Raw genomic sequence first — 25,268 nt, forward strand, 5'->3', positions numbered from 1 at the left:
CGGGACGCCGGGGAAAAGGGACACCCCGCGTACCTGGAAGAGCTCTCCTACCCTTGCTGCATTCCTGCCCTGGGGGAGTTCGGAGAGGTACCACCACGCGGGGTGCCGACGGTCAGTGTATGCCGCCGCCGACGTCAGCCGGAAATCCGCCCGTCCGCCGGTTGCGGGACCGACTCGACCAGCCGGATGCCGTTGACGTGCGGCGGCAGCCGACGCTCGACGACGAGCGCGATGACGGCGAGCAGAGCGCACGCGCCGACGAGGAAGCCGATGTAGACGAGGCCCAGGCCGCGGCCGATGAGCACGCTCGCGACGACGGGTCCGACGACGAACGCGACCGAGAACATGAGCGCACTGAGCGCGTTGTAGCGGCCGCGCAGGTGGTCCGGCGCGAGGTCGTTGACCATGGCCGCACTCGTGGGCTGGAGCATCGTCTCGCCCAGGCCGAAGACGCCGGCACACGCACAGAGGAACAGCGTCGCGACGAGCGTGCCCGGCACGAGCGACGTGGCGCCGAGCAGCGACCACGCGACCATCCACGTCAGCGCCATGACGACCGTGACCCGGGTGCGGCGCCGGCCCTCGATGCGCTGGATCACGAACAGCTGGAGCACGACGATGACGATGGTGTTGGCGGCGAAGGCGTAGCCGAGGCCCTCCGTCGAGATCTGGCCCTCGGCACGTGCGTAGGCGGGCATGCCGGCATTGAGCTGGGGGTAGCTGACGAGCGCGGCGATCGAGACGAGGAGCAGCAGCGCCCGCAGCTTCGGGTCACGCAGCAGCGCAAGGTAGGACACCTTGGCGCCGTCGTCGTCGGCGGGCCTCTCGACACGGTCGCGCGCGTGGCGCAGCGGACCCAGCAGGATGACGAGGGCCGGGACGTAGCTGAGCGCGTCGAGCAGGTAGACGGTGGTGAACGTGCCCGGACGCGCCACGTCGACGAACCGGCCACCGACGATGCCGCCGATGCCGATGCCGAGGTTGAGCAGGGTGAAGTTGATGCCGAAGTAGCGCTGCCGCTGGCCGGACGGGATGAGGTTGCCGATGAGTGCGCTCGAGGCCGGCCACACGATGCCGAAGCCGTAGCCGAGGAGCACGAGCGCGAAAGCGGCCTGCGCCGTCGTCGTCGCGTAGGCGAGCAGGACGTCGGCGAGCAGCAGAGCCACGAGGCTGCTCGCGTAGACGCGGCGCGGGCCGATGCGGTCGATGAGCGCTCCGGCCGGGGTCACCAGCACGATGCCGACCCCCGCCTGCAACGCGAGGAGCAGGCCGACCGTCTCGAGCGCGATGCCGCGGACCTCGTGGAGGTAGACGACCATGAACGGCAGGACGAGCCCCGTGCCGATCGCCTGGAACACGACGGTCGAGATGAGCAGCCGTCCGTCGCGGGGCAGGTCCTGCCAGAAGGAGGACAGCGGGGGGCGGGTCGTGGTCGAGCTCACCGGAAGAGTCTGCCGTCCCCCACCGACAGTGTCGTCAGGTTTTCGGCGTAGACCGACTCCTTCTGCTCGCATGCCGTTGGCCGTGTGGCGCGTGCCGCGTGCCGCGGAGGATGGGGGAACAGATCGACCCCGTCGCGCTGGGCGCGACGGGGTCGATGTGTTCGGCGGAGGATGGGGGATTTGAACCCCCGAGGGTTTTATCCCAACACGATTTCCAATCGTGCGCACTAGGCCACTATGCGAATCCTCCGTCGGGCAGGTTACCGGAGCCGCACCGCCGAGAAGAAATCGTGTTGTCGGTGAAGCGAGGTGAGACCCGATTGCCGCGCGTCAGCCCGCCCTGAAAGCATCGGTCGCATGTCGCTCGCCGCACTCCACCGCCGCAACCTGCTCAAGGAGACCGACCTGACGCCCGAGGAGTTCCGGGCGCTGCTCGACCTCGCCGCCGAGCTCAAGGCCGCGAAGCGCGAGGGCCGCGAGGAGCGACGCCTCACCGGCAAGAACATCGCGCTCGTCTTCGAGAAGACCTCGACCCGCACCCGCTGCGCGTTCGAGGTCGCGGCCGCCGACCAGGGCGCGAGCACGACCTACCTCGACCCGAACGGCTCGCAGATCGGTCACAAGGAGTCGGTCAAGGACACCGCGCGCGTGCTCGGCCGCTTCTACGACGGCATCGAGTACCGAGGCGCCGGCCACGATGTCATCGAGACGCTCGGGGCGTTCGCCGGCGTGCCCGTCTGGAACGGCCTCACCGACGACTGGCACCCGACGCAGTCGCTGTGCGACGCGCTGACGATGCGAGAGCACGCGGGCAAGCCCGACGAGCAGATCGCGTACGCCTACGTCGGCGACGCCCGCTTCAACGTCGGCAACTCGCTCCTCGTCTCGGGCGCCATCCTCGGCATGGACGTGCGCATCGTGGCTCCGCGCGCGCTGTGGCCGTCGGACGCCGTCGTCGCCGTCGCGCGCCGGTATGCCGCGGAGACCGGTGCGCGGGTCACCGTGACCGACGACGTGGCCGAGGGCGTCAAGGGTGTCGACTTCGTGCACACCGACGTCTGGGTGTCGATGGGCGAGCCGAAGGCCGTGTGGGCCGAGCGCATCGAGCTGCTGTGGCCCTACCAGGTCAACGCGGAGCTCCTTGCCCTGTCGGGCAATCCGCGGGTCAAGTTCATGCACTGCCTGCCCGCCTTCCACGACCTGGAGACGAAGGTCGGCCTCGACGTCCACGAGCAGTTCGGGCTCAAGGAGCTCGAGGTCACCGACGACGTGTTCGAGTCGCAGGCGTCCATCGTCTTCGACCAGGCCGAGAACCGGATGCACACGATCAAGGCAGTCATGGTCGCCACGATGACCCAGCTCTGACGCCCGACGTTCACCCTCGGCTGGGGGCGGCGTTCACGCGGGTGCGGGAGAACGGCATCCATGCGCATCTCTCCCAGTCGAAACCGCACCCTCCGGACCTCCCCCCGCACCCCACACCGCACTCGACCGCTGCGCGCCGCGCTCGCCGCGCTGGTCCTGCTCCCGGCGCTGGGCGCCGGAGCCACCGTGTCTGCCTCGGCTGCCCAGGCGGACGACCTCTCCGCACAGCAGAAGGCCGGCCACTTCGGCTTCGCCGTCATCGGTGACGTGCCTTACGGCGCGGCACAGATCGCGGCGTTCCCGTCGATGGTCGACCGGATCAACGCCGAGCCCGGGCTCGCGCTCGCGGTACACGTCGGCGACATCAAGAACGGCTCGTCGCCGTGCACCGACGAGTACAGCGCGATGATCCGGACGCAGTTCGACCGGTTCGTGGCGCCGCTGCTGTACACGCCGGGCGACAACGAGTGGACCGACTGCCACCGCGTCGCCGCCGGTGGCTACGACCCGCTCGAGCGGCTCGCCGCCGTGCGCGAGACGTTCTTCGCGCAGCCGGGACGCACGCGGGGCGCCGATCCGATCACGGTGGACTCGCAGGCGGCCCGAGGTCTCCCCGAGAACGTGTCGTTGCGGCGTCAGGGCCTGTCGATGGCCACCCTGCACGTCGTGGGCAGCAACAACGACCTCGCGCCGTGGACGGGCCTCGGCCTCACCTCCCCGACCCGTGAGCAGGTGGCCGAGGAGCGCGCCCGGATGGACGCGACGATCGACCTCGTCCGCGAGACCTTCGCGCAGGCGAGGCTGCGCCACGACCGCGCCGTCGTCCTCTTCCAGCAGGCCGACATGTTCGACCCGACGTTCGCGCCGACCCCGGCCGGCACGTCGTCGTTCAACCCCCTCGTCCAGGTGCTCGTCGACGAGGCGAGCAGATTCGACGGCGAGGTGTACCTCTTCGACGGCGACAGCCACCACTACAACGTCGACCAGCCGCTGGCGACCGGCTCGCGCTGGCTGGGCTACTACGACGTCGAGGGCGTGGCCGACAACCTGACCCGCGTCACGGTGGACGGCGAGGAGCAGAACACCGACTTCCTCAAGGTCACCGTGAACCGCCCGGGCGCCGCGCACGTGCTCTCGTGGGACCGCGTCCCGTACGCCTCCTGACCCCCACAGTGCGCCACCGGGACCAGTGCGTATGCCGTCGGGCGGAGTCCGCGCGACGGCATACGCCGGTGCCCCGGCCGCCAGGACGTCAGCGCCGGCGAGGCAGGTAGCGGTGCTCGGGACGCCCGGTCGAGCCGTACGTGAGGTCGAGGTCTAGCAGCTGCTTCTTGACGAGGCCGGCGAGGTAGCGCTGCGCCGTCGGCCGGCTCGCGCCGAGGATCTCAGCGACCTCGGCCGCCCCGATCGGCGCGGGTGCGGCCGCCACGATCTCGAGCACGCGGGCCATCGTCGGCTGCAGCGTCCGGGTCGCGGCGGCCCGGCGAGGTGGCGCGCCCCGCAGGCCGTAGAGCGTGTCGACGACGTGCTGGTCGGCCTCCGGTGCGCGGTCGATCCGCTCGGCCCACGTGCGGTACCCCTCGAGCTGCTCGCGCAGGGCAGCGTAGGTGAAGGGCTTCACGAGGTAGTACAGCGCCCCGAGCTGCATCGCCGTGCGCACCGAGTCGATGTCGCGCGCCGCGGTGACGAGGAGGAAGTCCGGCACGCGCTCCCCCGACGCCGCGATCTGCCGGACGAGGTCGAGACCGCTGAAGTCGGGCAGGTACATGTCGAGGAGCAGCAGGTCCGGCGCCGTCGAGGTCACGAGCTCGCGGGCCTCGGCGCCGGTGTGGGCCTCGCCCACGACCTCGAAGCCGGGCACCCGGGCGACGCTCAGGGCGTGTGCCTGTGCGACGTGGTAGTCGTCGTCGACGACGAGGACACGGATCATGACACTCCTTCGGGGACCCGCAGCGGCAGCCGGACCTCGAACCGGGCACCGTCGGGTGAGCTCGCCTCGATCGTCCCACCGGCCCGTGTGACGAGCCGGTGCACGAGGGCGAGGCCGACACCGCGAGGCATCGTGCCCCGGGGCTGCTTCGTCGAGAAGCCGTCGACGAAGACGTCGCGCAGGCGCTCGTCGGCGATGCCGGGGCCGGTGTCGGTCACCGTCAGCACCAGCGCGTCGTCGGTGCAGCCGACCCGCACGACCACCTCGCCGCGGGGATGCTCCCCGGCCGACGCGGGGTCGTCGGCCACGGCGTCGACGGCGTTGTCGACGAGGTTGCCGAGGACCGTCACGACGGGCAGGTCGTCGTCGCGTCCCGCCTCGAGACGGCTGCTCGGGTCGAGGCGCACGACGACGTCGCGCTCCGCCGCGACGGTGCTCTTGGCGAGCAGCAGGGCCGCGACGACGGGCGAGCCGATGCGCGCCCGGATCTCCTCGCTGGCCAGGACGGTCCCGGCCTGCAGCTCCTGGCTGTAGCGCGTGGCCTCCTCGATCTCACCGAGCTCGAGGAGCACCGAGAGCACGTGCAGGCGGTTCGAGAACTCGTGCTCCTGCGCGCGCAGGGCTGTCGAGAGGCTCTCCATCGAGTCCAGCTGGCGCACGAGGGCCTCGAGCTCGGTGCGGTCCCGGATCGTGACCACCCAGCCGGCGTTGCGTCCGGCCACCGTCACGGGCATCCGGTTGAGCACGAGCAGGTGCTCGTCGGTGACGGCGACGAGGTCTGGGCCCTCGACCGCGCCCGTGATGATGCGTCGCAGCCGGCCCTCGGGCACGACGTGCTCGACACGGTGGCCGAGCCCGGCGGACGTGATGCCGAGCAGCCGGCGCGCCTCCTCGTTGAGCACGTTGATGCATCCCTTGGCGTCAACGGCCAGCACGCCCTCCCGGATGCCGTGGAGCATCGCCTCGCGCTCCTGCATGAGCGCGACGATCTCGGCCGGCTCGAGACCGAAGGTCACCCGCTTGATCGCGCGTGCCAGCAAGAGCGAGGCGGCGACGCCGAGGGCGAGCGCGATGGTGGCGTAGAGCGCGATGTCGAGGACCTGGGCGTGGAGCCGAACGCCGACCTCCGACTCCAGGATGCCGACGGACACCTCGCCGACAGCGCGTCCGGACGCGTCGACGATCGGCGCCCGGGCGTTCGCGGAACGGCCGAGGCTTCCCTCGTCGATGCCCGTGTGCACCTGCCCGTCGAGCGCGACGACAGGTTCCTCGATGCGCTGGCCGATGAGCGCGGGGTTCGGGTGCGAGTAGCGCCGACCGGTGCGGTCGATGATGACGACGTAGGAGGCGCCCGTCGAGGCTCGCACCCGTGCGCCGAGGGCGGGCAGCACGTGCTCCGGATCGCCGCTCTGCACCTCCTGCGCCACCTGGGGGACGCGGCCCAGCGTCACGGCGATGCCCGTCGCCTGCTCGATGGCTCGCGTGTCAGCGACCTGGGAGGTCAGGCGGGCGAACAGGGCAAAGCCCACGGCGAGCGTGACCACGACGATGCCGAGGACAGCGAGCAGGATCCGAGCGGCCAGCGTCCTGCCCAGGGGCGGCATGCGTCTCCTCCGCTCGTCGGGGTCGCCACCAGCATGGCTGAGCAGATTGCACAAAACCATCTGTATCGCGGCTATCGGACCGAACGATCACAAGCGTTCCGGCCGGGCACGGCCCCGCCCTACGTTGTCGCAACTCAACGAGGAGAAAGGACGGGGCACATGCCGGCCATCGAGCTACGCAACGTCACCAAGAAGTTCGCCACGGCGGACGGCGGTACCTACACCGCGATCCAGGACCTGTCGCTGACCGTCGAGGACGGTCAGTTCTGCGCCGTCGTCGGACCCACCGGCTGCGGCAAGTCCACGACGCTCACCCTCATCTCGGGCCTGGAGCGGCCGTCGCGCGGAGAGGCTCTCGTCCACGGCGATCCCGTCCGCGGTATCGACACGGGCACCGGCTTCGTCTTCCAGCAGGATGCCGTGTTCCCGTGGCGGTCGGTCCTCGACAACGTCGCGGCCGGACCCGTCTACCGCGGAGAGGGCCGCTCGGAGGCCTCGAAGCTCGCCCGCGACTGGCTGCGTCGCGTCGGCCTCAGCGGCTTCGAGGACCGCTACCCGCACCAGCTCTCGGGCGGCATGCGCAAGCGCGTGGCGCTCGCGCAGTCGCTCATCAACACGCCGCGGATCCTGCTCATGGACGAGCCGTTCAGCGCGCTCGACGTGCAGACCCGGGCCATCATGTCGACCGAGCTGCTGCACCTCTGGGACCAGACGAAGCCGGCCGTGGTCTTCGTGACGCACGACCTGGAGGAGGCCATCGCGCTCGCCGACAAGGTCGTCGTCATCACCGCCGGCCCCGGCACGGTCAAGGCCGAGTTCGAGATCGACCTGCCCCGACCGCGGGTCGTCCAGGAGATCCGCTTCGACGCGCACTTCACGCGTCTGTACGAGCAGATCTGGGAGGCGCTGCGCGCCGAGGTCGCCGAGGCCTACGCCCGCACGACGCGCCTGGCGGAGGTGGCGTCATGACCGCCACACCGACCCGCCACGAGCCGCGGGCGACAGGCCCGACAGCGGCCACCGCCACCGGCACGGCACCGAACGCCGGCGCCTCGCACGGGGCCCGCGCGAGGCGCCGCCGCCTCACCCTGGGTGGGATGCGGTTCGCGATCGTGGTCGTGCTGCTCGTCTCGTGGCAGCTGTGCGTCGACGCGAAGATCGTCGACCCGTTCTTCTGGGGCGAGCCCCGGGGCGTCTGGGCCGACCTCTACGACTGGGTCACCGTCGGCACCAGCCAGGGCTCGCTCGGTGACCAGATCCTCGTGACGCTCGAGGAGGCGGTGCTCGGCTTCGCGATCGGATCGGTCCTCGGCGTGGTCTGTGGCATCGCCCTCGGCCGGGTGCGCATCCTGTCCGAGCTGTTCGCGCCCTTCCTCAAGGCGGCCAACTCGATCCCGCGCATCATCCTCGGCTCGATCTTCACCGTCGCCTTCGGCTTCGGGATCCAGTCCAAGGTCATCCTCGCCGTCGTCCTCGTCTTCTTCGGCGTCTTCTTCAACGCCTTCCAGGGCGCCCGCGAGGTCGACCGCAACCTCATCGCGAACGCTCGCCTGCTCGGCGCCTCCCGTTGGCAGGTCACGCGGGACGTGGTGCTGCCCTCCGCGTTCACCTGGATCCTGGCAAGCCTGCACATCAGCTTCGGCTTCGCCCTCATCGGCGCCCTCGTCGGCGAGATCCTCGGCGCCAACCAGGGGCTCGGGCTGCTCATCCGTTCGTCGCAGAACAACTTCGACATGAACGGCGTGCTCGCCGGCATGGTGCTCGTCGCCGTCATCGCCCTGACGGCCGAGGCCTTCATCAGCCGGCTCGAGCGCCGCCTCCTGCGCTGGCGGCCCCCGCAGACCCACGGAGGTGCCGCCGTCGAGTAGCACCACCGACCTTGGCCCACCCAGCGGGCCAACCCGACGCCGCCGACCGGCATACGGCGTCACCCGAACCGCGAGCACCCTTCCCACGCACCATCTCAAAGGAGAGTCCCATGAACACCAAGCGCATCGGCGCCGCAGGCGCTGCGCTCCTCGCCGCGACGACCATGGCGGCCTGTGCCAACAACGCGTCCGGCGCCACGACGAGCGCCGGCAGCATCGACGCGAGCGCCCCGACCGTGACGATCATGGTCGGCGGCCTGAGCAAGCAGATCTACCTGCCGTTCATGCTCGCCAAGCAGCTCGGCTACTACGACAAGATCGGCGTCAACGTGAACCTCGTGGACGAGCCCGCGGGAGGCGACGCGACGCAGAACATGCTCGCGGGCCAGGTCCAGGGGGTGGGCGGCTTCTACGACCACGCCATCGCCCTCCAGGCGCAGGGCAAGTCGTCTGAGGCCGTCATCTCGATGCTGCAGATTCCCGGCGAGGTGGAGCTGTGCCGCAGCGACCTCAAGGGCACGGTCAAGAGCCCGGCCGACTTCAAGGGCCGCTCGCTCGGCATCACCGACACCGGGTCGTCGACCGACTTCCTGACGCAGTACCTCAGCAAGAAGAACGGCGTCGACCCGTCGCAGGAGACCCGCCGAGGCGTGGGCGCAGGCCAGACGTTCATCGCCGCCATGAAGCAGAAGGCGATCGACTGCGGCATGACCACGGAACCGACCGTCTCGCAGGCTCTTTCGGATGGCACCGCGTTCACCCTGCTCGACATGCGCACGCCGGCCGGCTCCAAGGCCGCGCTCGGCGGCACCTACCCCGCGACGTCGCTCTACATGCAGACCGACTGGGTCGACCAGAACAAGACCACCGTGCAGAAGCTCGTCAACGCCTACGTCGCGACGCTGACGTGGATCCAGGGCCACACCGCGGCGCAGATCGCCGACACGATGCCCGCCGCGTACTACAAGGGCGTCGGCAAGGCGGCCTACGTCAAGGCGCTCGACAGTGAGAAGGGCATCTTCAACCCGACCGGCCTCATGCCGGAGGACGGCCCGAAGACGTGCCTGGCGGTGCTCGGGGAGTTCAACCCGAAGGTCCAGGGCAAGAGCATCGACCTCGCCAAGACGTACACGAACGAGTTCGTCAAGGCGGCCACGCCCGTCGGCTGACTCATCGCACCGGCAGCGCCGAGACACCGACGACCCGCCGTGAGTCCCCTCCCGGTGGGTCGTCGGCGCCCGAGTGCCGAGTCAGCCCTCGATGGTGACGGTCGGGCACTGGCGGAGCGTCTGGGTGGGCGTCGCGACCACCGGCACCTTCCCGAAGCTCTTCCAGGCCTGCCCGACGACGAGGTCGATGGTGTCGCCCTTGCGCTTGTCGTTGAGGTAGACGGCCTGCGGCACGTGCGTCTTGAGCAGGCGGGCCGATGCCGCGCCCTCGGGACCGAAACGGATCTGCGCCACCTGCTTGATGGTCACGCCCTTGGGGTCGTTGCCGATGGCCTTGACCTTGAAGCCGCGCGTGGTGGCGCTCCTGGCGACGGCCGCGGCGAGGCCCCTGCGGTCCGTCGAGTTGTAGATGTTGAGGCTCACGTCGGCGGGACGGAGTGGCTGCTCCGGCACCTCGGTCGTGCACGGGCCAGGTCGCGGCGTCGTGTCGCGGAAGTACGTCGAGGCGTAGTAGAACGCCCCTGCGAGCGAGAGGAGGACGACCGCGATGACGATCGTCGATCGGCGCTGGCGACGCACCCGGTAGGTGCGGTCGTCCTCGTCAACGACTTCCGACATCCACGCTCCTTCGTCCGGCGTCCCCCGCGATCGGGCGTCCTCGTGTCAGGAGAGTACGAGGACTCGGGCGTGAAGGACAGGTCTCTGCTGCAGCGCGGCGCGTAACGCACGGTGCAGGCCGTCCTCGAGGTAGAGCTGGCCCTCCCACTCGACGCAGTGCGGGAAGAGGTCCCCGTAGAACGTCGAGTCGTCGGCGAGCAGCCCCCGCAGGTCGAGCGTGCTCTTCGTCGTGATGAGCTCGCCGAGCTGCACCACCCGAGGTGGCACGTTCGACCAGTCCTTGGTCGTCTCGAGTCCATGGTCGGGGTACGGGCGCGAGTCGCCGACGGCCTTGAAAATCACCGGGTCAGCATAGACATCGAACGTGACATGGCGCCGACTAGAGTTCGACGGGTGACTGAGACCTCGGCCCAGGGCACGGCGGAGACGAGCCTGATCGACGAGATCCGCGCCGGTTACGCCTTCGACGGCGGCGTCCTCAAGCTCGGCGCGGCCGTCGTGGACGGGCAGGCCCATCCCGACGCGCCGGTCCAGATCCCGCTCAGCGTGCTCAACCGCCACGGCCTCGTCGCCGGTGCGACCGGCACCGGCAAGACCAAGACGCTCCAGCTCATGGCCGAGCAGCTCTCCGAGCAGGGCGTCCCGGTGTTCCTCGCCGACCTGAAGGGTGACCTCTCGGGCCTCGCATCGCCCGGCGAGGGCGGCGCCAAGATCACCGAGCGCGCGACGGACGTCGGTATGCCGTGGACGGCGGCGGCATACCCGACGGAGTTCTACACGCTCGGCGGCAAGGGCAGCGGCATCGCCATCCGAGCGACGATCACCGGCTTCGGGCCGACCCTGCTGAGCAAGGTGCTCGGCCTCAACGACACCCAGGAGAGCAGCCTCGGGCTGATCTTCCACTACGCCGACAAGAACGGCCTCGCGCTGCTCGACCTCAAGGACCTGCGCGCCGTCATCAGCCACCTGACGTCCGACGAGGGCAAGGCGGACCTCAAGTCGCTCGGTGGCCTCTCGAGCGCCACGGCCGGCGTCATCCTGCGCAACCTCATCACGTTCGAGGACCAGGGTGCGGGCGCGTTCTTCGGCGAGCCCGAGTTCGAGACGGGCGACCTGCTGCGCACTGCGGCCGACGGCAAGGGGATCATCTCCTGCCTCGAGCTGCCACAGGTGCAGGACCGGCCGCAGCTCTTCTCGACGTTCCTCATGTGGCTGCTCGCCGACCTGTTCCACGACCTGCCGGAGGAGGGAGACGTCGACAAGCCGAAGCTCGTCTTCTTCTTCGACGAGGCACACCTGCTCTTCGACGACGCGAGCAAGGCCTTCCTCGACGCGATCGAGCAGACGGTGCGCCTGATCCGTTCGAAGGGTATCGGCGTCTTCTTCGTGACCCAGTCGCCCAAGGACGTGCCGTCGGGTGTGCTCGCACAGCTCGGCAACCGCGTCCAGCACGCCCTGCGGGCCTTCACACCCGACGACGCCAAGGCGCTCAAGCAGGCCATCGCGACCTATCCGCACACGGCCTACGACATGGAGAAGCTCCTGACGAGCCTCGGCATCGGCGAGGCCGTCGTCACCGTGCTGTCCGACCGGGGCGTCCCGACGCCGGTCGCGTGGACGCGGATGAAGGCACCGAACTCCCTCATGGACCCGTCATCGCCCGCGACGATGGATGCCGTCACCGGCGGCTCGGCGCTGAGGACGAAGTACGCCGACGTCGTCGACCGCGAGTCCGCCTACGAGCTGCTCGCCAAGCGGCTCCAGGCCGCGCCGGCTCCCGAGCAGCGCGCCACCCCGGCCCCCCGGTCCGCACCCGCCGCCCCCGCACCGAAGCAGCAGCCCGCGCCCAAGGAGGAGCCGAGCCTGATCGAGCAGGTCACCGGCAGCTCGGCGTTCAGGTCGATGCTCCGGTCGGCCGGCACGGTCATCGGGCGCGAGATCACCCGGAGCATCTTCGGCACACGTCGCCGCTGACAGTCGCCGCCCACGGTCGCCACCGACCCGTCGCGGTGCCTACGCGTCGAGCTCCACGTCGTCGAGGTCGCCGTCGGCGTCGGCGAAGTAGCTGATGACGCGGATGTCGGGCTCGTCGAGGACCTGGAGCACGAGCTGCCGGAGCTTGATGACGTGGCCGGTGTCGAGGCGAATCCGCTTGGTGCGCCCACGAGTCGGGTCGCTGTCGTGTCGCTCCCACCACTCGACGGTGTCGGGGTTTGACTTGAAGATCTCGTCGAGGAGGCGCTTGAACGACGGGTCGTCCGGATGCCGGGCGTACGCCTCACGGAAGAGCGCGAGCTGGTCGGCGGCCTCCTGCTCCCAGTCGACGAAGAGGCTGCGGGCCGCTGGGTCGCAGCAGTAGAACCACAGCAGGTTGCGCTCGCGCTTGCTCCGCTTGCTCTCCCAGTCGGTGAAGAGCTGGCACGCCGTGTGGTTGGCGCCCAGGACGTCCCACCGGGCACCGACGACGTAGGCCGCGTTGGGGTCGATCGAGTCGAGCAGCTCCTCGAGCTCCTCGCTCAGCAGCTCCGGCTCGGTGGTCCGCCGCGGCGTCGTCCCGGTCGCGAGGGCGTGCAGGTGGGCGCGGCCGTCGGCGTTGAGCTTGAGCGCTCGCGCCAGGCCGTCGATGACACTCTGGCTCGGACGCAGGTCACGCCCCCGCTCGATGATGTCGTAGTACGCGACGGAGATGTTCGCCAGCTCGGCCACCTCGGTGCGGCTCAGGCCGACGCGACGGCGGCCCTTGGCACGTCTGATGCCGACCTCCTCGGGCGCGAGCTCCTTGCGCCGGGCGCGCAGGAACTCGCCCAGGGGTGAGGGGGTTCGCACGCTGAGCGGCACGTCCGTCGTCATGGCGCACATCCTGCCAGTGGCCGGCCCGCCGGTCGCCGTATGCCGTGCTGCACGTCCCACGGCCGCCGGACGTGACGTGGGGCGCGGCGGGACGTGACGGGAGGCAGCCGCCCGTCACGACCCGGCATACGTCCGTGCCAGCTCGGCCGCGATCCGGGCGAGCTCACCGCGGACCTCCGGCGGGTCGAGCGCCTCGACGAGGGCACCCCAGCCGGCGAGCGTGCGCGCGATGTCCCGCGCGGTCGGGGCTCCGACGCGGACCCGGGAGCGGCCGTCGGGGCGCTCGTCCAGGACCTCGAGATGACGGCCGAAGTGGTCGTTCAGCACCGGTACGAAGCGGGTCTCGATGACGACCGTGGCCCACGTCGCCGACCGCCGCTGCTCCATCTCGCCGACGATCTCTCGCCACGCCGCGTCGAGGGAGAAGTCGGCGGGCCGCTCGGCCGGCTCGGCCGTCACCTCGGCGGCGACCACGCGGTCGACCCGGAAGGTGCGCCGGCCGCGGTCGGTGCCGGCGACGAGGTACCAGAGCTCGTCCTTGTCGACGAGCCCCCACGGGTCGACGAGCCGCTCGGTCGGGGCCTCACCCCGCCTCGCGTAGGTCAGCCGCACCCGACGCCCCGCCACGACGGCCGACTGGAGCCGGTCGACCAGCACGGGCCGCGTGCGCACCCGGTCGCCCCAGCGGGTCGGGTCGATGACCGTCGAGCTCGCTGCCGCCTCGGCCCGGTCGCGGAAGGTGTGGGGCAGGGCTCGGACGAGCTTTCGCAGAGCCGCCTTCGCCTCGGGTGAGACGGCCGCCGCCGGACCGACGAGCGTGAAGAGCGCCTGCGCCTCGGGACCGGACAGGCCGGTGAGGTCGGTGCGTGCCCCGCCGACGAGGGCCCATCCCCCGCCGCGGCCGGCCTGTGGGTAGACGGGGATGCCCGCCGCGGAGAGCGCCTCGAGGTCGCGGCGGGCCGTCACGACGGAGACCTCGAGCTCCTCCGCGAGCTCGGCAGCGGTCATCCTGCCGCGAAGCTGGAGCAGGAGCAGGGCGGAGACGAGGCGGTCGGCGCGCATGTTCTCGATTGTGCCGAACAAAGTGATCAGAAGATGATCACTTTTCCCGGAAGCATGGGAGATGTCAGCAGGAACCAGGGCGGGACCGCCCACCACGAAAGGACCACCAGCCATGCTGCGAGGCCTCACCACCGTCACCTTCTTCGCCGACGACGTCGCCGCTGCCGTCGAGTGGTACACCGAGGTGCTCGGGACCGCGCCCTACTTCGTCCGCGAGGTGGGCGGCCACACGGCATACGTCGAGTTCCGCATCGGCGACTACCAGCACGAGCTCGGCATCGTCGACGCCCGCTTCGCGGGTGACCGGACCCCGGGCGCGCACGGCCCCGTCACGTACTGGCACGTCGACGACGTCGCCGCTGCGCACGACCGCCTGGTCGCGCTCGGTGCCACCTCGCACGAGGGCGTCATCGAGCGCGGGCCCGGCTACGTCACGGCCTCCGTCGTCGACCCGTTCGGCAACCTCCTCGGCGTCATGGTCAACCAGCACTACCTCGACGTGCTCGCCGACGCGCTCGCCGGCGCGCTCGCGGCACGCTCGGCCTGAACGCCGGGGGCAGGCGAGCCCGCAGCCCTCACCTGCCCCACGAGCAGGTCACCGAGCTCGGTGCGCCGGTACAGCACGCACTTTCCCGACCGGCCGGCCTCCACGAGACCGCACGCATGCAGTGCGTGCAGCTGCTGGTTCACGGCCGACGACGTCTTGCCCAGCGACGCCGCCAGCTCGGCGGTGGTGGTGGGCGTCTCGAGCAGGCCGAGCAGCCGGGCCCGAGCAGCCCCGAGCAGTGTGAGCACATGGGCGCCGGCCGCGGCCGACGCGGTCGGGGAGAGTCCCTGCCCGCGAGCGGGGTAGATGACCATCGGAGCGCTCGTCGGGTCGGTGGGGTACGACGCGCCGAGCGTGAAGAAGGAGGGCACGAACACGAGGTCCCGGCCCGCGAGGGCCGCGTGGTACGACGGCCCCGCCCGGCTCACGGCGTGCAACCGGTCGCCCTCGAGACGGACATGCGGAGCGAGCGTCGCGAGTGCCGCCACGAGCCCGTGGTCGACCACCTGCGTGGCACGGAAGCGGATGTCCGCCGCGAGGACGGACCGGTACTCCGCCCAGAACCGCGCGAAGGAGTGCGTCCAGTACCGCTCGAGCGCCTCGACGAGCCGCGAGCGGACCGACCACGACGGGCCGCGCAGCACCTGTGGCGGGTGGCTGTCCCACATCGTGTCGAGCACGTGCATCACCGAGGCAGCGGGCAGCCGGACGACGCCGGAGAGCTCGTCGTGGATCCGCGGCTGGGGCGACTCAGGCCTCGGGGTCAGGAAGTCGGGCGTCGTGAAGTCGTCGGTGACGAGGGCTGTCAGGACGTCGACGTGCCCGGTGCCGGCGCCGGGCAGGGCGGCGTGCGCGCGGGCGAGCGGATGGCGGTAGGCCGTCGGGGCCCGCAGCGCTCGAAGTGACAGGCACATCTCGGTCAGCGGCGATACCCCGAAGCGCATCCGAGGTAGGTCTTCGGGCACGATCTCGTAGGTCAGCATCCCCGTCCCCTCACAGGATCGACACCGTCTGACGAGCAGACTCACGAGCAGACTCGCACGAGCCGGGCCCGTGCGCTCGGCGAGCGGGCACGCGTCCGCCCACGGAGCGCAGCAACCATGGCGGGTCGCGTGCGCTCCGTGGGCGGCCGTGACGTACGGACCGCTCGCCGTCACGTCACCACATGTAGCCACCCGGGGTGCCGCTGACGAGGTACGCGAGGTCTGCCTTCGTGATCCAGTACTGGGCCGGGGTGCCCAGGTAGTACGCGCCGGGGTCAGAGATCCGCACCGTGCCGTAGTTCGTGTCGTAGCCGTCCACGACGAAGAAGTGCTTGACGAACGAGGTGTTGTGGCCGTACGGGTACGCGCCCGCCGGCGCCCAGACGTTGGCCACGACGGCGAAGCCACCGTCCACGTCCTCGGCGACCCGGTTGAAGACGAGGTTGTTCTCCCAGGCGTTGCCGCCCTCGCCGTAGAGGTACGCGGCTTCGTAGGGTGCTCCTGAGTGCCGCCGGAGCGAGGAGAGAACGGCGCTGGCCGACGTCCCGTAGTCGGGGCTCGTGCCCTGCTCCGACGCGAGCGCCCAGACACCGGGCGAGGCGTTGCGCAGCGCGAGCGCCATGTGCGTCGCCGTCGGCCCGCACGTGTAGGAGGTGGGTTGGCCGGTGTACCGGGTCGGCAGGACCCACTCGCCGGCGCGCAGCGACGTGGTGCTGCTCGGCCCCGAGAGCGTCTTGGCGCCCCGGTGCCTCGCGCGGTACTCCGCATCGGGGATCGCGGTGATCCGGTGCCGCGGTGCTGCCTTGTCCGTCGTGGACGTCGGGCGGCTCCCGTCGGCCTGGACGGCTGGGCGTTGGCCGGCATACGGCGTGGTGGCGTACTGCGGTACGGCCTGCTGCTGGGTGGCGCGGTGCTGCGCGGCAAGGTCGTGGGTAGTCGCGGAAGCCGACGGGATGCCGGCCACCGTGAGCCCGGCGATCGCCGCGGCGGTCATGGTCGTGAACAGACGTCGTCGCATGGTGGTCTCCTCGTTGATGACGTGGTGGTGGGGATGCCGGCAGCGGGGCTGCCCCGGGTCACCAGGCGTAGCCCGGCGTCCCGGCGATGAGGTACACGAGCTGGTCGACGGTGATCCAGAACCGTGACCGCCCGCTGAAGTTGGCCGGGTCGGAGATGCGCACGGTCCCGTAGCTCGTGTCGTAGCCGTCGACGACGAAGTAGTGCTCGAGGGGGTACGCGACGTCGTGGTAGGGGTACTCGTGAGCCGGGGCGTAGACGTAGGCGACGATCGCGTAGCCTCCGTCGACGTCCTCGACGACGTTGTCCCAGAGGCGTCGCGTGTCCGCCGGGTCGATGGCGCCTCCGTTCCAGGGGATCGTCGCCGTCTCGTACGGCGCGCCCGTGTGGTTCCGGAGCGCCTGCGTCACGATGGGCGTCGGGCCGGTGCCCTCTGTCGTGGTCCCGAGCTCGCGCGCGAGCGCCCAGATGCCCGGGGAGGCGTTGTGCAGCGCGAGCGCCATGTGGACCGAGGTGGGGCCGCACGTGTAGCCGTTGGGCTGAGCCGTGTACGGCGTCGGCAGGTAGTGCTCACCCGCGGTTGTGACGACTGCGTTCAGGCCCTCCGGGGTGCTGGCGCGCGGGGCCCGCGAGGTGTTCGTGCCGGCGACCACACCCGAGCGTTCGGTGGGTCCTGCATAGGGAGCCTTCGGGATCGGGCTCATCCAACGCTGGGCCGCAGGTGACGAGGGACCTGACGTCGCAGGGGCGCTCAGCCCGTATGCCGTGTCGCGGCCCTGCGTCGGCTGGGCGGCTTGCGCGGGTGCTGGGCCGAGCAGGACGGTGACGAGCGCGGCCACGAGGGCCGCGACGACCACGGCCCCCGAGGTGGCCCTTGCCGTGAGACGGTGACGTACGCGGATGCCGTGACGAGTCACGGGGGTTGGTGGCAGGTGGTGCATCAGGCTCCTCGGCGCGGTCGGACGGGGTGTCCGCCGAAGTTCACTGCCTGAGTGCACGCACTCTCAAACCATGAAGCCGATCCCTTGATCCACGGCGTCCGTGACCGCCCGACCGGCGCGGCGACGTCGGTGACGGCCGGGCCGGCGCGGCGGCATTCGCACGCTCGGGGTGCCGCCCTCCCAGTCGAGTGGGCACTTTGCACCGGGTGCAAAGTGCCCACTCGACGGACAGGGTGGGGCCGCACCTTGGGCCGGCCCGGTGGCGCAGGCTCGTGCGATCCGGCTAGAGCTCGTCCTCGTCGACCGAGGGAGCGCTGCCGGCGGAGAGGATGCGGCGAAGGCGGGAGGCGTGCTCCTGCAGCACCTCGGCCCGGTCGGGACCCGGGTGCTCGGCGAACGCATGCTCGAGCTGTCGGGCTGGTGCGGTGGCGTCGGGCAGACCGACCGTTCCCGCCGCTCCGGCGAGCCGGTGTGCCGCGCGCTCCGCAGCGTCTCGCCCCGTCTCGTCGAGGGCACCTGCCGTCAGCCGGCTCACGGCGGTCTCGATGGTCTCGAGGTTCTCGGTGAAGGACGCCCGGGCCCGGTCATAGATGGCCTGCAGCCGTTCCCGGGCGCTCGACGCCCCGTCGGAGGCGACCCCGTCGTCGGAACGGGGACCGGACGAAGGGCCGGACGAGGTCACGCGTCCCACCCGAGGATGTCGGCGACCTGCACGGACAGTCCGAACGGGTTGAACGGCTTGGCGAGGACGCCGGCAACGCCGAGCGCCTCCCATCGCCGCCGCTCGGCCGGCTGCACCTTGGCCGTGAGCAGGACGACCGGCACGTGGCGCGTCCGGTCATCGGCCTGCAGCCTCGCGAACGTCGTGGGCCCGTCCATCGTGGGCATCATCACGTCGAGGATGATGGCATCCGGCGGATCTGCCGTGGCCAGCTCCAACGCTTCGACACCGCTCGAGGCGGCCGCGACCGTCCAACCCGCAACCATCTCGAGGCTGGCCTGGACGACCTCGCGGATGGCGTCGTCGTCGTCGACGATCAGCACGCGGCGGCTCACTTCGCAGCTCCGGTGACGACGGTGTCGAGAAGTTTCAGCACCTGTCGCTCCACCTCCGCAGGGTTCGTCCTCGTCTTGGTGTAGAACTCGGTGGGCCCGAGCCGGAGCCGCTGCTTGTCCTGCTCGTCGAGGTCCAAGGCGCTGTAGACCACGAGCGGGACACGGCAGAGCCTCGGGTCCGCCCTCAGCCAGTCGACCAGGTCGAACCCGTCGCCGTCGGGGAGCAGCAGGTCCAGCAGCAACAGGTCCGGTGCCGAGTCGTGGCTCAGCCGCCGCGCATCCCGGGCCGTGTGGGCCGGCACCGCTGTCACGCCGTGCTCGGCGAAGAGCGACACCATCACGCCGGTGAGCGCCGGGTCGTCCTCGACGATCAGGACGCACGGCCTCCCGCCGCCGTCGGCGATCGCGACGTTGAGCTCGGCCAGCAGCCAGGCGACGTCGAGAGGTTTGGTCAGCCAGGCCGCCACGCCCTCCGGCGGGGGGCCGGGTTCCGTGCCGCTGATGATCACGACGGGCACGTCACGCGTTCGCGGATCGGCACGAAGGGCGGCGATGGCGGTCCAGCCGTCCTGGCCCGGAAGAGTCAGGTCCATGAGCACGGCGGCAGGGGTCTGCTGGAAGGCCAGCGTCATCGCCTCCTCGGCGGAGCCAGCACCCACGACGCGGTACCCGTGCGAGCGCAGCAGCTCGGTGATGACCGCTCGGGTGGCCGGGTCGTCCTCGCAGACGAGCACGGGGCGCGCAGCCTCGTCGCCCTCCGGTGGCGTCTCGAGGGCCGCGGAGGCGTCGACCATCGGGAGGGTGAAGCAGAAGGTCGCCCCCGCGCCCGGCTCGCTCTCGGCCCAGATCCGACCACCATGCTGCTCGACGATGCCGCGGCAGATGGCCAGGCCGAGCCCCGAGCCCTCCTTCTCACGGGTGTCGGAGGCGTCCACCTGGGCGAACCGTCCGAAGACGGCCTCCAGGTGCTCGGGCGGGATGCCGTCTCCCTCGTCGCTGACGGTGACGAGCACCTCGTTGCCCTGCTCGACCGCGCTCACCCGGACCGTGCCCTCTGCCGGGGAGAACTTCACGGCGTTGGACAGCAGGTTGGTGAGGGTCTGGACGATCCGGTCGGCGTCGGCGTCGACCGTCCCTTGGGCGTCGCCGACCTCCAGACGCACCCGCGCCTGGGAGGCCAGGCCGGTCATCTCCCCCACGGCGCGGGCCACGAGGTCTGCGGCCGACCATGCCTGTCGATGCAACGCGAGCTTGCCGGCCGCGAGGCGCTCGACGTCGAGGATGTCGTTGATGAGCCGGATCAGGCGATCGGTGGACTCGACGGCGATCTGCACCATCCGCTGGGCCCTGGGCGCTACGTCCTGCAGCAAGCCGCCCTCCAGCAGGCCCAGCGCGCCACGCAGCGACGTGAGCGGGGTGCGCAGCTCGTGGCTGACCACCGACACGAACTCGTCCTTCATCCGGTCGACCTCGCGGCGCTCGGTCACGTCACGGAACATCAACACCGCGCCGGTGACCTCTCCGGCGCTGCGGATGGGGGCGACGGTGAGCTCGACGGAGAAGTCCGTGCCGTCCGCCCGCTGGTAGGTCCCGTCCGCCACGGAGCGGACCCGCCCATCCAGCAGCGCCAGGGCGACGGGGTCGAGGAGCGGTGGTACGGGCTCGCCGGAGCCGTTGCGTGGCTGCGTGACGTCATGGAACGAGCGGCCGGTGAGCTCGTCGGAAGAGCGCCCGAGCAAGGCGGCGGCCGCCGGGTTGGCGAACGTCAGCCGTCCCCGCTCGTCGAGACCGACGATGCCCTCACCGGCCCCGTCCAGGATGGAGCTGTGGCGGTGGGTGAGCTGCTCCAGCGCGTGGGTCCGCTGGCGCACGAGGTCCTCGAGCCCGCCGGTGAGCCGGATGTTGTCCGCCAGCGTGAGCAGGTGCCGGAACGCCAGCAGGGCCACGACCGCTACGAGGAGACGGACGAGGACGTCGTCGGAGAGCAGCGATGGGGAGCTCGCGACGACCGCCAGCATCACCCCCACCGGAAGGTAGGGCAGCAGCTCCCGGGCGGGCGCTCGCGGGTCGACGCGGTCGTCCGAGACGTCGCCCTCGCCTCGAGGGGCCAGGGCGGCGAGGCCGAGGAGCATGTAGCCGACGGTCCAGCCGAGGTCGAACCCGCTCCCCGCGGCCTCCTTGCCTTGGAGCGCGAGGTAGCCGATTCCCGTGTCGGCACAGGCGATCGACACGAAACCCACCGCGACCAACAGGATCGGAACACGCTCACGCCCCGCAGCGCGGATGGCCAGCCCGCCGGCGATCGAGATGATGACGATGTCGGTCAGCGGGTAGTACACGTAGACGGCGAGATACAGCCAGCTCGTCTCCCCAAGCTGTTCGAACAGCGGTCCGACGAGCACCATCCAGCTGATGAACAGCAGCGCCGCACCGATGATCAGGCCGTCGGCGATGGCTCGGGCCCGTGCCGCCGCGGAGAGGTCGCGGCTGGGCAGGGTGAGCATCGCGGCAACGGCGAACGGCACGACGGCCACAAAGAAGATGTCCGCGGGTCCGGGATAGGTCTGCTGGTCGGGCACCAGCACCTGGTAGTAGAACCAGATCGTGTTGCCGAGGGCGTAGCAGCTCGCCGCACCACCCAACAACCACCAGGGCAGCCGCTTACCCGGTCTTCGGTGCCGGGCAGCACGGAAACAGGCCGACGCCGCCAAGGCGGAGAAGACCACGAACGCGCCGTCGGTGGTCGCCCGCGTCGCCGTCGGGCCACCGATGCCGCTGATCACGAAGCCGGCCAGCGCGAGCGCCACAACGGCGCAACCGATCGCCGCTGCTCTGAAGAGCCTCCACTCAGATCGTCGCACTCGAGAGATGCACCCCGCGTCTGGTCACAAAAGCCGCAAACTGTGTCGAATCGATATTCGCACGGATCGCGCGCCCTGACCGGACGTTTCGCTGGTACACGCCATGGAGGTGGCGCGACGATGGAGCGCCGGACCGGGGATCCGACGCTCCATCGCTGATGGCACAGGGTGTGCTAGTCAGCCCATGACGAGCGCAGCGGCGTCACCTTCACCGACCTGAGAACCGCGCTGCCGCCACCGGCGAAGGCCTGGATGCCGTCACTGCCGGGGTCGGGGAAGATCTGGTCGGTGACGGCGACCGAGCCGTCCTGGCCGAAGACCTCGACCGAGGACCAGTCGACCAGCACGCGCAGGGTCACCTCGCCCTTGGGGCCAACGGGCATCGGAGCCCGCTGCACCCCGGGGAAGTCGGTGCTGAAGCCGACGTCGCCCGACGTGGTCCGGTCGACGAACACCTCACCGGCTGACCGGTCGTAGCCGATCCGGGTCTCCTGGCCGTTGCCGGTGCGCACCTTCACACCGAACTCGCTGGCGGTCCCGGGGGCGAACGTCGCCGTCAGCTCGTATGCCGTGCCCCTGGCCGGGAGCGCCCTGGAGCCGGTCGGCACGGGCAGGTCCTTGGCGCTGAGCGTTGCGGTCTGACGCAGGCCCTGGAGCTCCGCGACGGGCTGCTGCACCAGGTGCACGCCCGCACCGCTGCTGCGCAGGCCAAGCTCGCGCGGCACGGTCATCGCACTGCGCCACGGGTCGGTGGGGATGGAGCCGGCGTACTCCCAGTTGTTCATCCAGCCGATCATCACGCGTCGGCCGGCGGGAGCGTTGTTGAACGTGACACCGGCGTAGTTGTCCTTCCCGTAGTCGACCCAGTGCGCCCGCTGGACGCTGGACCGCGCCGGCGTGTCCGACAGGCTGAACTGGTCGGCGAGGATGTGGCCCCAGCCCCCGGTGTTGTTGTCTGCCAAGACGATCCGGGCGCTCTTGCCCTGAAGGCCGCGCACGTCCCAGCCGTTCCAGTCGAGCGTCTCGCTGTCCGAGCCCGTGGCGGTCCTGACGACCTGGCCGTCGACGACCAGGCGCACAGAGGTGTCGACGGCTCGAGGCGCCGCGGCCTCGTCGGAGAACATGATGTGGTCGACGTTGATGTGCCCCCAACCACCGGAGTTCTTGTCGACGATCTGGATCGTCGCCTGCTTGCCGGCGTACGCCGAGACGTCCCAGCTCGTCCAGTTCAGGGCCTCGCTGTTGGCGCCGGTGGCGGACCTGACGACCTTGCCGTCGACGACGAGGTCGACGGACGTCGGCTCGCTCGTGGTCCACGGGTGGTTGCCGCCGCCCACGAGCAGGTTGATGTGGTTCTTGGCGATGGTGAACGCCGGCGACGTGATGGTGCCCTGCGAGCTGTCGTGGTCGATGAAGGTGTTGACCAGCTTCTCGCCGAGGTAACCGGTGACCTGCTGCTGGTCTCCGATGGTGCCCGGGTACGGGCCGGTGCCGGCGAAGTCACCGGTGGCCTCCCACCCGGTGCCGTAGGTGGTTCCCTCGAAGTCGGCGAAGACGTCGCCGGCCGGGGGTGCCGGGTCGACCGTGGATCCCGGCACATAGGGGTGCTTGCCACCGCCGACCTTGAAGTTGAGGTAGCCGGCGTCGAGGGTGAACTCGGGCGAGGTCAGCGTGCCGGTGCCCGCGTCGAAGTCGTTGAAGCTGTTGGCCAGTCCGGCGCCGACCCAGTCGGAGACGCCGCCCTGGCCGGGCAGGTTGCCGGTCGCGGGTGCCGTGCCGAAGGCGGTGCCGTCGGGCGCCCAGCCGCCGTACGTGCCGTCGTCGAAGCTGCCGACGTCGCGGCCGGTCGGGGCGACGTACGGCTTGTCGTCGGAGACGAAGCGCTTGCCGTCGAAGGTGCCGGTGAAGTACTGGTTGGCCGAACCGCCGGCGATGCCGCCGGGGTTGATGTTGACGAGCAGGACCCACCTGGTCTTCTTCTTGTCGCCGTCCACCGCGAGCGGGAACAGGTCCGGGCACTCCCAGACGCCACCGGTCGCGCCGGCCGGACCGAAGTCGCTGAGGTGCTCCCACGACTTCAGGTCGCTCGACCGGTAGAAGGCCACCTTGCGCTCGGCGCTCAGGGCGACGCTCATGATCCACTCGTGGCCCGGCTCGTACCAGAACACCTTCGGGTCGCGGAAGTCGCGTGACCCGATGTCGATGACCGGGTTGTCGGCGTACTTCGTGAACGTGCGGCCGCGATCGGTGCTGTAGGCCAGTGCCTGGGACTGGACGCCGGTGGCCTTGTCCAGGCGGGTGTACACCGCCACCATTGCCGGGTTGTCCTTGCTGCCGAACCCGCTGGTGTTGTTGGTGTCGATGACCGCGCTGCCGGAGAAGATCATCTCCTGGTCGTCCTGGGGGATCGCGACCGGCAGCTCTGTCCAGTGCACCAGGTCGGGGCTCACGGCGTGGCCCCAGGACATGTTGCCCCACTGGTTGCCCGACGGGTTGTGCTGGTAGAAGAGGTGGTACTCGCCCTGGTAGAACACCAGCCCGTTGGGGTCGTTCATCCAGTTCTTCGCGGGGCTGTAGTGGAACTGGGGCCGGTACTGCTCGGTGTACGGCGTCGGTTCGGCCGTCGATGCCGCTGGACCAGTGGCTACGGTGGCGATCGCGGCCAGTACGGCCGTGGCGGCTGCCGTGGCAGCAGTTCTGCGGTGGCTTCTGGTGCGGTGTTGTGGGAGGGGGTTCACACGATCACTTTCCTTGTGCTGGTGATGGATTCGGCGTTGCGGTCGAGGTGGGCCTTTGGGCGTGCGGCATCGCCACACGACGATGGGAACTGCGTGTGCGCGCCCCTCTGTTCGCGAGACAGCGGGCCGACCGAAGCGCGCTGTCGGCTAGCTGAGGCCTGGTGGGCCGACGGAGCTGCGCCGCACGATGGGGCACGGCAGCGACTGGTGGCTCGGGGTGACCGGTGCCGCCATGTCGATTTCCTGCAGCAGCTGCTCGACCGCCCAGACACCCATCTCGTAGTGCGGCAGAGCAAGCGTCGTCAGCTCCGGACGCAGGCCGTCTGCGACAAAGGCCTGGTTGTCGAAGCCGACGATCGAGAGGTCGTGCGGGATCCGGAGTCCGAGCTCGGCAGCGACGTGGTAGGCACCCATGGCCATGCGGTCGCTGAAGCAGAAGATGCCCGTGGGGCGCTCTGGGACCGTCAGGAGCCGGCGCGCCGCACGCTCACCGCCATGGCTGTCGGACGTGTCCGCCACGACCAGCTCTTCGTCGAAGGCGATACCTGCTGCTGCCAGGGCCTGCCGGTATCCCTCGAGCCGCCCGGTGGTTGCCGGGATGTCGTCGATGTTCGTCAGGAAGCCGACCCGACGGTGACCGTGGCGGAGCAGCTCCTCCACCGCTGTTCGGCCGCCGGACACCTCGTCCGGCACGACCGACGACACGGAGCCGCTCACGGAACGAGCATCGAGCAGGACGGTGGGGCTGTCGGCGAGGAGCTGCGGGACCTCCACGATCCGGTGGAACATCGTCGCGTAGAGGAAGCCGTCGACCTGCCGCTCCAGCAGCGACCGGATCTCGCGCTCCTCGAGGGCCGGGTCACGGGAGGTGTTGACCAGCATGAGAACCCAGCCGGCCTTGGTGGCGGCCTCCTGCGCGCCCAGGACCATCTGGCCGGCGAACGGCGTCGTCGCGATCACGTCGCTCACGAGGGCGAGGGTCTGGGTGCGACCGAGTCGAAGACCCCGCGCCAGGTGGTTGTGCCGGTAGCCCAGCTCTTCGGCCGCTGCCCGGACCCGGTCCCGCGTGTCCGCGGTGATGCGCTTGCCGGGTGCGTCATTGAGCACGTGGGACACCGTCGTGACCGAGACGCCCGCCGCGGCGGCTACGTCTCTCATCGAGGTCTTCGGCGTCCTTGCCATGCTTGCCCAATCGTTTGATCACGAGGTTGGGAATG

General features: G+C 70.4%; 22 protein-coding genes, 1 tRNA gene and 1 other RNA gene. 7 read left to right on the forward strand and 17 right to left on the reverse strand.

Annotation, left to right across the window (positions count from 1 at the left end; genetic code table 11):
- Positions 1-13: 13 nt before the first annotated feature.
- From ffs to ACFQU3_RS14115, 3 genes are all read right to left on the reverse strand, one after another.
- An RNA gene (gene ffs / locus ACFQU3_RS14105) (signal recognition particle sRNA small type) lies at positions 14-110 on the reverse strand.
- Positions 111-134: 24 nt separating this feature from the next.
- Positions 135-1,442, reverse strand: coding sequence for an MFS transporter (locus tag ACFQU3_RS14110; RefSeq protein ID WP_385910789.1), 1,308 nt, complete (start codon positions 1,440-1,442; stop codon positions 135-137).
- Between the two features lie 165 nt (positions 1,443-1,607).
- Positions 1,608-1,692: transfer RNA gene (locus ACFQU3_RS14115), tRNA-Ser, on the reverse strand.
- Positions 1,693-1,799: 107 nt separating this feature from the next.
- On the opposite strand from ACFQU3_RS14115, the gene argF reads away from it, so the two are divergent.
- Both argF and ACFQU3_RS14125 read left to right on the forward strand, forming a co-directional pair.
- Positions 1,800-2,807 carry an ornithine carbamoyltransferase gene (gene argF / locus ACFQU3_RS14120; protein ID WP_385910791.1) on the forward strand — a complete coding sequence of 336 codons (1,008 nt, stop codon included), beginning with the start codon at positions 1,800-1,802 and terminating at the stop codon, positions 2,805-2,807.
- A gap of 60 nt (positions 2,808-2,867) precedes the next feature.
- Positions 2,868-3,971, forward strand: a complete 1,104-nt coding sequence (locus ACFQU3_RS14125; protein WP_385910793.1) for a hypothetical protein — start codon at positions 2,868-2,870, stop codon at positions 3,969-3,971.
- Positions 3,972-4,059: 88 nt separating this feature from the next.
- On the opposite strand, the gene ACFQU3_RS14130 is transcribed toward ACFQU3_RS14125, so the two are convergent.
- On the reverse strand, positions 4,060-4,737 hold the full coding sequence (locus ACFQU3_RS14130; protein ID WP_385910795.1) for a response regulator: 678 nt from the start codon (positions 4,735-4,737) through the stop codon (positions 4,060-4,062).
- Positions 4,734-6,341, reverse strand: a complete 1,608-nt coding sequence (locus tag ACFQU3_RS14135) for an ATP-binding protein (protein WP_385910797.1) — start codon at positions 6,339-6,341, stop codon at positions 4,734-4,736. Before ACFQU3_RS14135 ends, ACFQU3_RS14130 begins: the two co-directional genes overlap by 4 nt.
- A 159-nt stretch (positions 6,342-6,500) precedes the next feature.
- Here ACFQU3_RS14135 and ACFQU3_RS14140 point away from each other — a divergent pair, with 159 nt between their 5' ends.
- From ACFQU3_RS14140 to ACFQU3_RS14150, 3 genes are all read left to right on the forward strand, one after another.
- On the forward strand, positions 6,501-7,310 hold the full coding sequence (locus ACFQU3_RS14140; RefSeq protein WP_385910799.1) for an ABC transporter ATP-binding protein: 810 nt from the start codon (positions 6,501-6,503) through the stop codon (positions 7,308-7,310).
- Positions 7,307-8,209: an ABC transporter permease gene (locus tag ACFQU3_RS14145; RefSeq protein ID WP_385910801.1), complete on the forward strand. Its 903-nt coding sequence runs from the start codon at positions 7,307-7,309 to the stop codon at positions 8,207-8,209. Before ACFQU3_RS14140 ends, ACFQU3_RS14145 begins: the two co-directional genes overlap by 4 nt.
- A gap of 110 nt (positions 8,210-8,319) precedes the next feature.
- Positions 8,320-9,378: an ABC transporter substrate-binding protein gene (locus ACFQU3_RS14150; RefSeq protein WP_385910803.1), complete on the forward strand. Its 1,059-nt coding sequence runs from the start codon at positions 8,320-8,322 to the stop codon at positions 9,376-9,378.
- An 81-nt stretch (positions 9,379-9,459) separates the two neighbouring features.
- Here the strand turns inward: ACFQU3_RS14150 and ACFQU3_RS14155 are convergent, their stop codons facing one another.
- Positions 9,460-9,996 (reverse strand): LytR C-terminal domain-containing protein, encoded by a 537-nt coding sequence (locus ACFQU3_RS14155; RefSeq protein WP_385910805.1) that lies wholly within the window; start codon positions 9,994-9,996, stop codon positions 9,460-9,462.
- Between the two features lie 45 nt (positions 9,997-10,041).
- Entirely contained in the window at positions 10,042-10,338 is a 297-nt protein-coding gene (locus ACFQU3_RS14160; protein ID WP_188031141.1) for a type II toxin-antitoxin system VapB family antitoxin, read from the reverse strand.
- A 27-nt stretch (positions 10,339-10,365) separates the two neighbouring features.
- Between ACFQU3_RS14160 and ACFQU3_RS14165 the strand changes: the two genes are divergently transcribed.
- Positions 10,366-11,970, forward strand: a complete 1,605-nt coding sequence (locus ACFQU3_RS14165) for a helicase HerA-like domain-containing protein (RefSeq protein ID WP_385910808.1) — start codon at positions 10,366-10,368, stop codon at positions 11,968-11,970.
- A gap of 39 nt (positions 11,971-12,009) precedes the next feature.
- Here the strand turns inward: ACFQU3_RS14165 and ACFQU3_RS14170 are convergent, their stop codons facing one another.
- Both ACFQU3_RS14170 and ACFQU3_RS14175 read right to left on the reverse strand, forming a co-directional pair.
- Positions 12,010-12,846, reverse strand: a complete 837-nt coding sequence (locus tag ACFQU3_RS14170) for a helix-turn-helix transcriptional regulator (protein WP_385910810.1) — start codon at positions 12,844-12,846, stop codon at positions 12,010-12,012.
- A gap of 114 nt (positions 12,847-12,960) precedes the next feature.
- Positions 12,961-13,908, reverse strand: a complete 948-nt coding sequence (locus tag ACFQU3_RS14175; protein ID WP_385910812.1) for a helix-turn-helix transcriptional regulator — start codon at positions 13,906-13,908, stop codon at positions 12,961-12,963.
- A 112-nt stretch (positions 13,909-14,020) separates the two neighbouring features.
- Here ACFQU3_RS14175 and ACFQU3_RS14180 point away from each other — a divergent pair, with 112 nt between their 5' ends.
- The gene (locus tag ACFQU3_RS14180) at positions 14,021-14,455 is read left to right on the forward strand and encodes a VOC family protein (protein ID WP_385910814.1); all 435 of its coding nucleotides are present in this window, start codon (positions 14,021-14,023) and stop codon (positions 14,453-14,455) included.
- Here ACFQU3_RS14180 and ACFQU3_RS14185 read toward each other — a convergent pair.
- The 8 genes from ACFQU3_RS14185 to ACFQU3_RS14220 form a co-directional block, all read right to left on the reverse strand.
- The gene (locus ACFQU3_RS14185; RefSeq protein WP_385910816.1) at positions 14,398-15,438 is read right to left on the reverse strand and encodes a DUF5937 family protein; all 1,041 of its coding nucleotides are present in this window, start codon (positions 15,436-15,438) and stop codon (positions 14,398-14,400) included. The genes ACFQU3_RS14180 and ACFQU3_RS14185 overlap by 58 nt on opposite strands.
- A 175-nt stretch (positions 15,439-15,613) precedes the next feature.
- Positions 15,614-16,456, reverse strand: a complete 843-nt coding sequence (locus ACFQU3_RS14190; RefSeq protein WP_385910818.1) for a C39 family peptidase — start codon at positions 16,454-16,456, stop codon at positions 15,614-15,616.
- Between the two features lie 58 nt (positions 16,457-16,514).
- Entirely contained in the window at positions 16,515-17,396 is an 882-nt protein-coding gene (locus ACFQU3_RS14195) for a C39 family peptidase (RefSeq protein WP_385910820.1), read from the reverse strand.
- A gap of 283 nt (positions 17,397-17,679) precedes the next feature.
- Positions 17,680-18,078, reverse strand: coding sequence for an Hpt domain-containing protein (locus ACFQU3_RS14200; RefSeq protein WP_385910822.1), 399 nt, complete (start codon positions 18,076-18,078; stop codon positions 17,680-17,682).
- Positions 18,075-18,440 (reverse strand): response regulator, encoded by a 366-nt coding sequence (locus ACFQU3_RS14205; RefSeq protein WP_385910824.1) that lies wholly within the window; start codon positions 18,438-18,440, stop codon positions 18,075-18,077. The genes ACFQU3_RS14200 and ACFQU3_RS14205 overlap by 4 nt, the downstream gene beginning before the upstream one ends.
- 8 nt (positions 18,441-18,448) lie before the next feature.
- On the reverse strand, positions 18,449-21,259 hold the full coding sequence (locus ACFQU3_RS14210) for an ATP-binding protein (RefSeq protein WP_385910826.1): 2,811 nt from the start codon (positions 21,257-21,259) through the stop codon (positions 18,449-18,451).
- Positions 21,260-21,486: 227 nt separating this feature from the next.
- A complete protein-coding gene (locus ACFQU3_RS14215) occupies positions 21,487-24,051 on the reverse strand; it encodes a GH32 C-terminal domain-containing protein (RefSeq protein WP_385910828.1) in 2,565 nt (854 codons plus the stop codon).
- A 147-nt stretch (positions 24,052-24,198) separates the two neighbouring features.
- Positions 24,199-25,209, reverse strand: a complete 1,011-nt coding sequence (locus tag ACFQU3_RS14220; RefSeq protein WP_385910830.1) for a LacI family DNA-binding transcriptional regulator — start codon at positions 25,207-25,209, stop codon at positions 24,199-24,201.
- Positions 25,210-25,268 lie beyond the last annotated feature (59 nt).

It is taken from the genome of Terrabacter sp. GCM10028922 (assembly GCF_042666095.1).
Classification (GTDB): Bacteria; Actinomycetota; Actinomycetes; order Actinomycetales; family Dermatophilaceae; genus Terrabacter.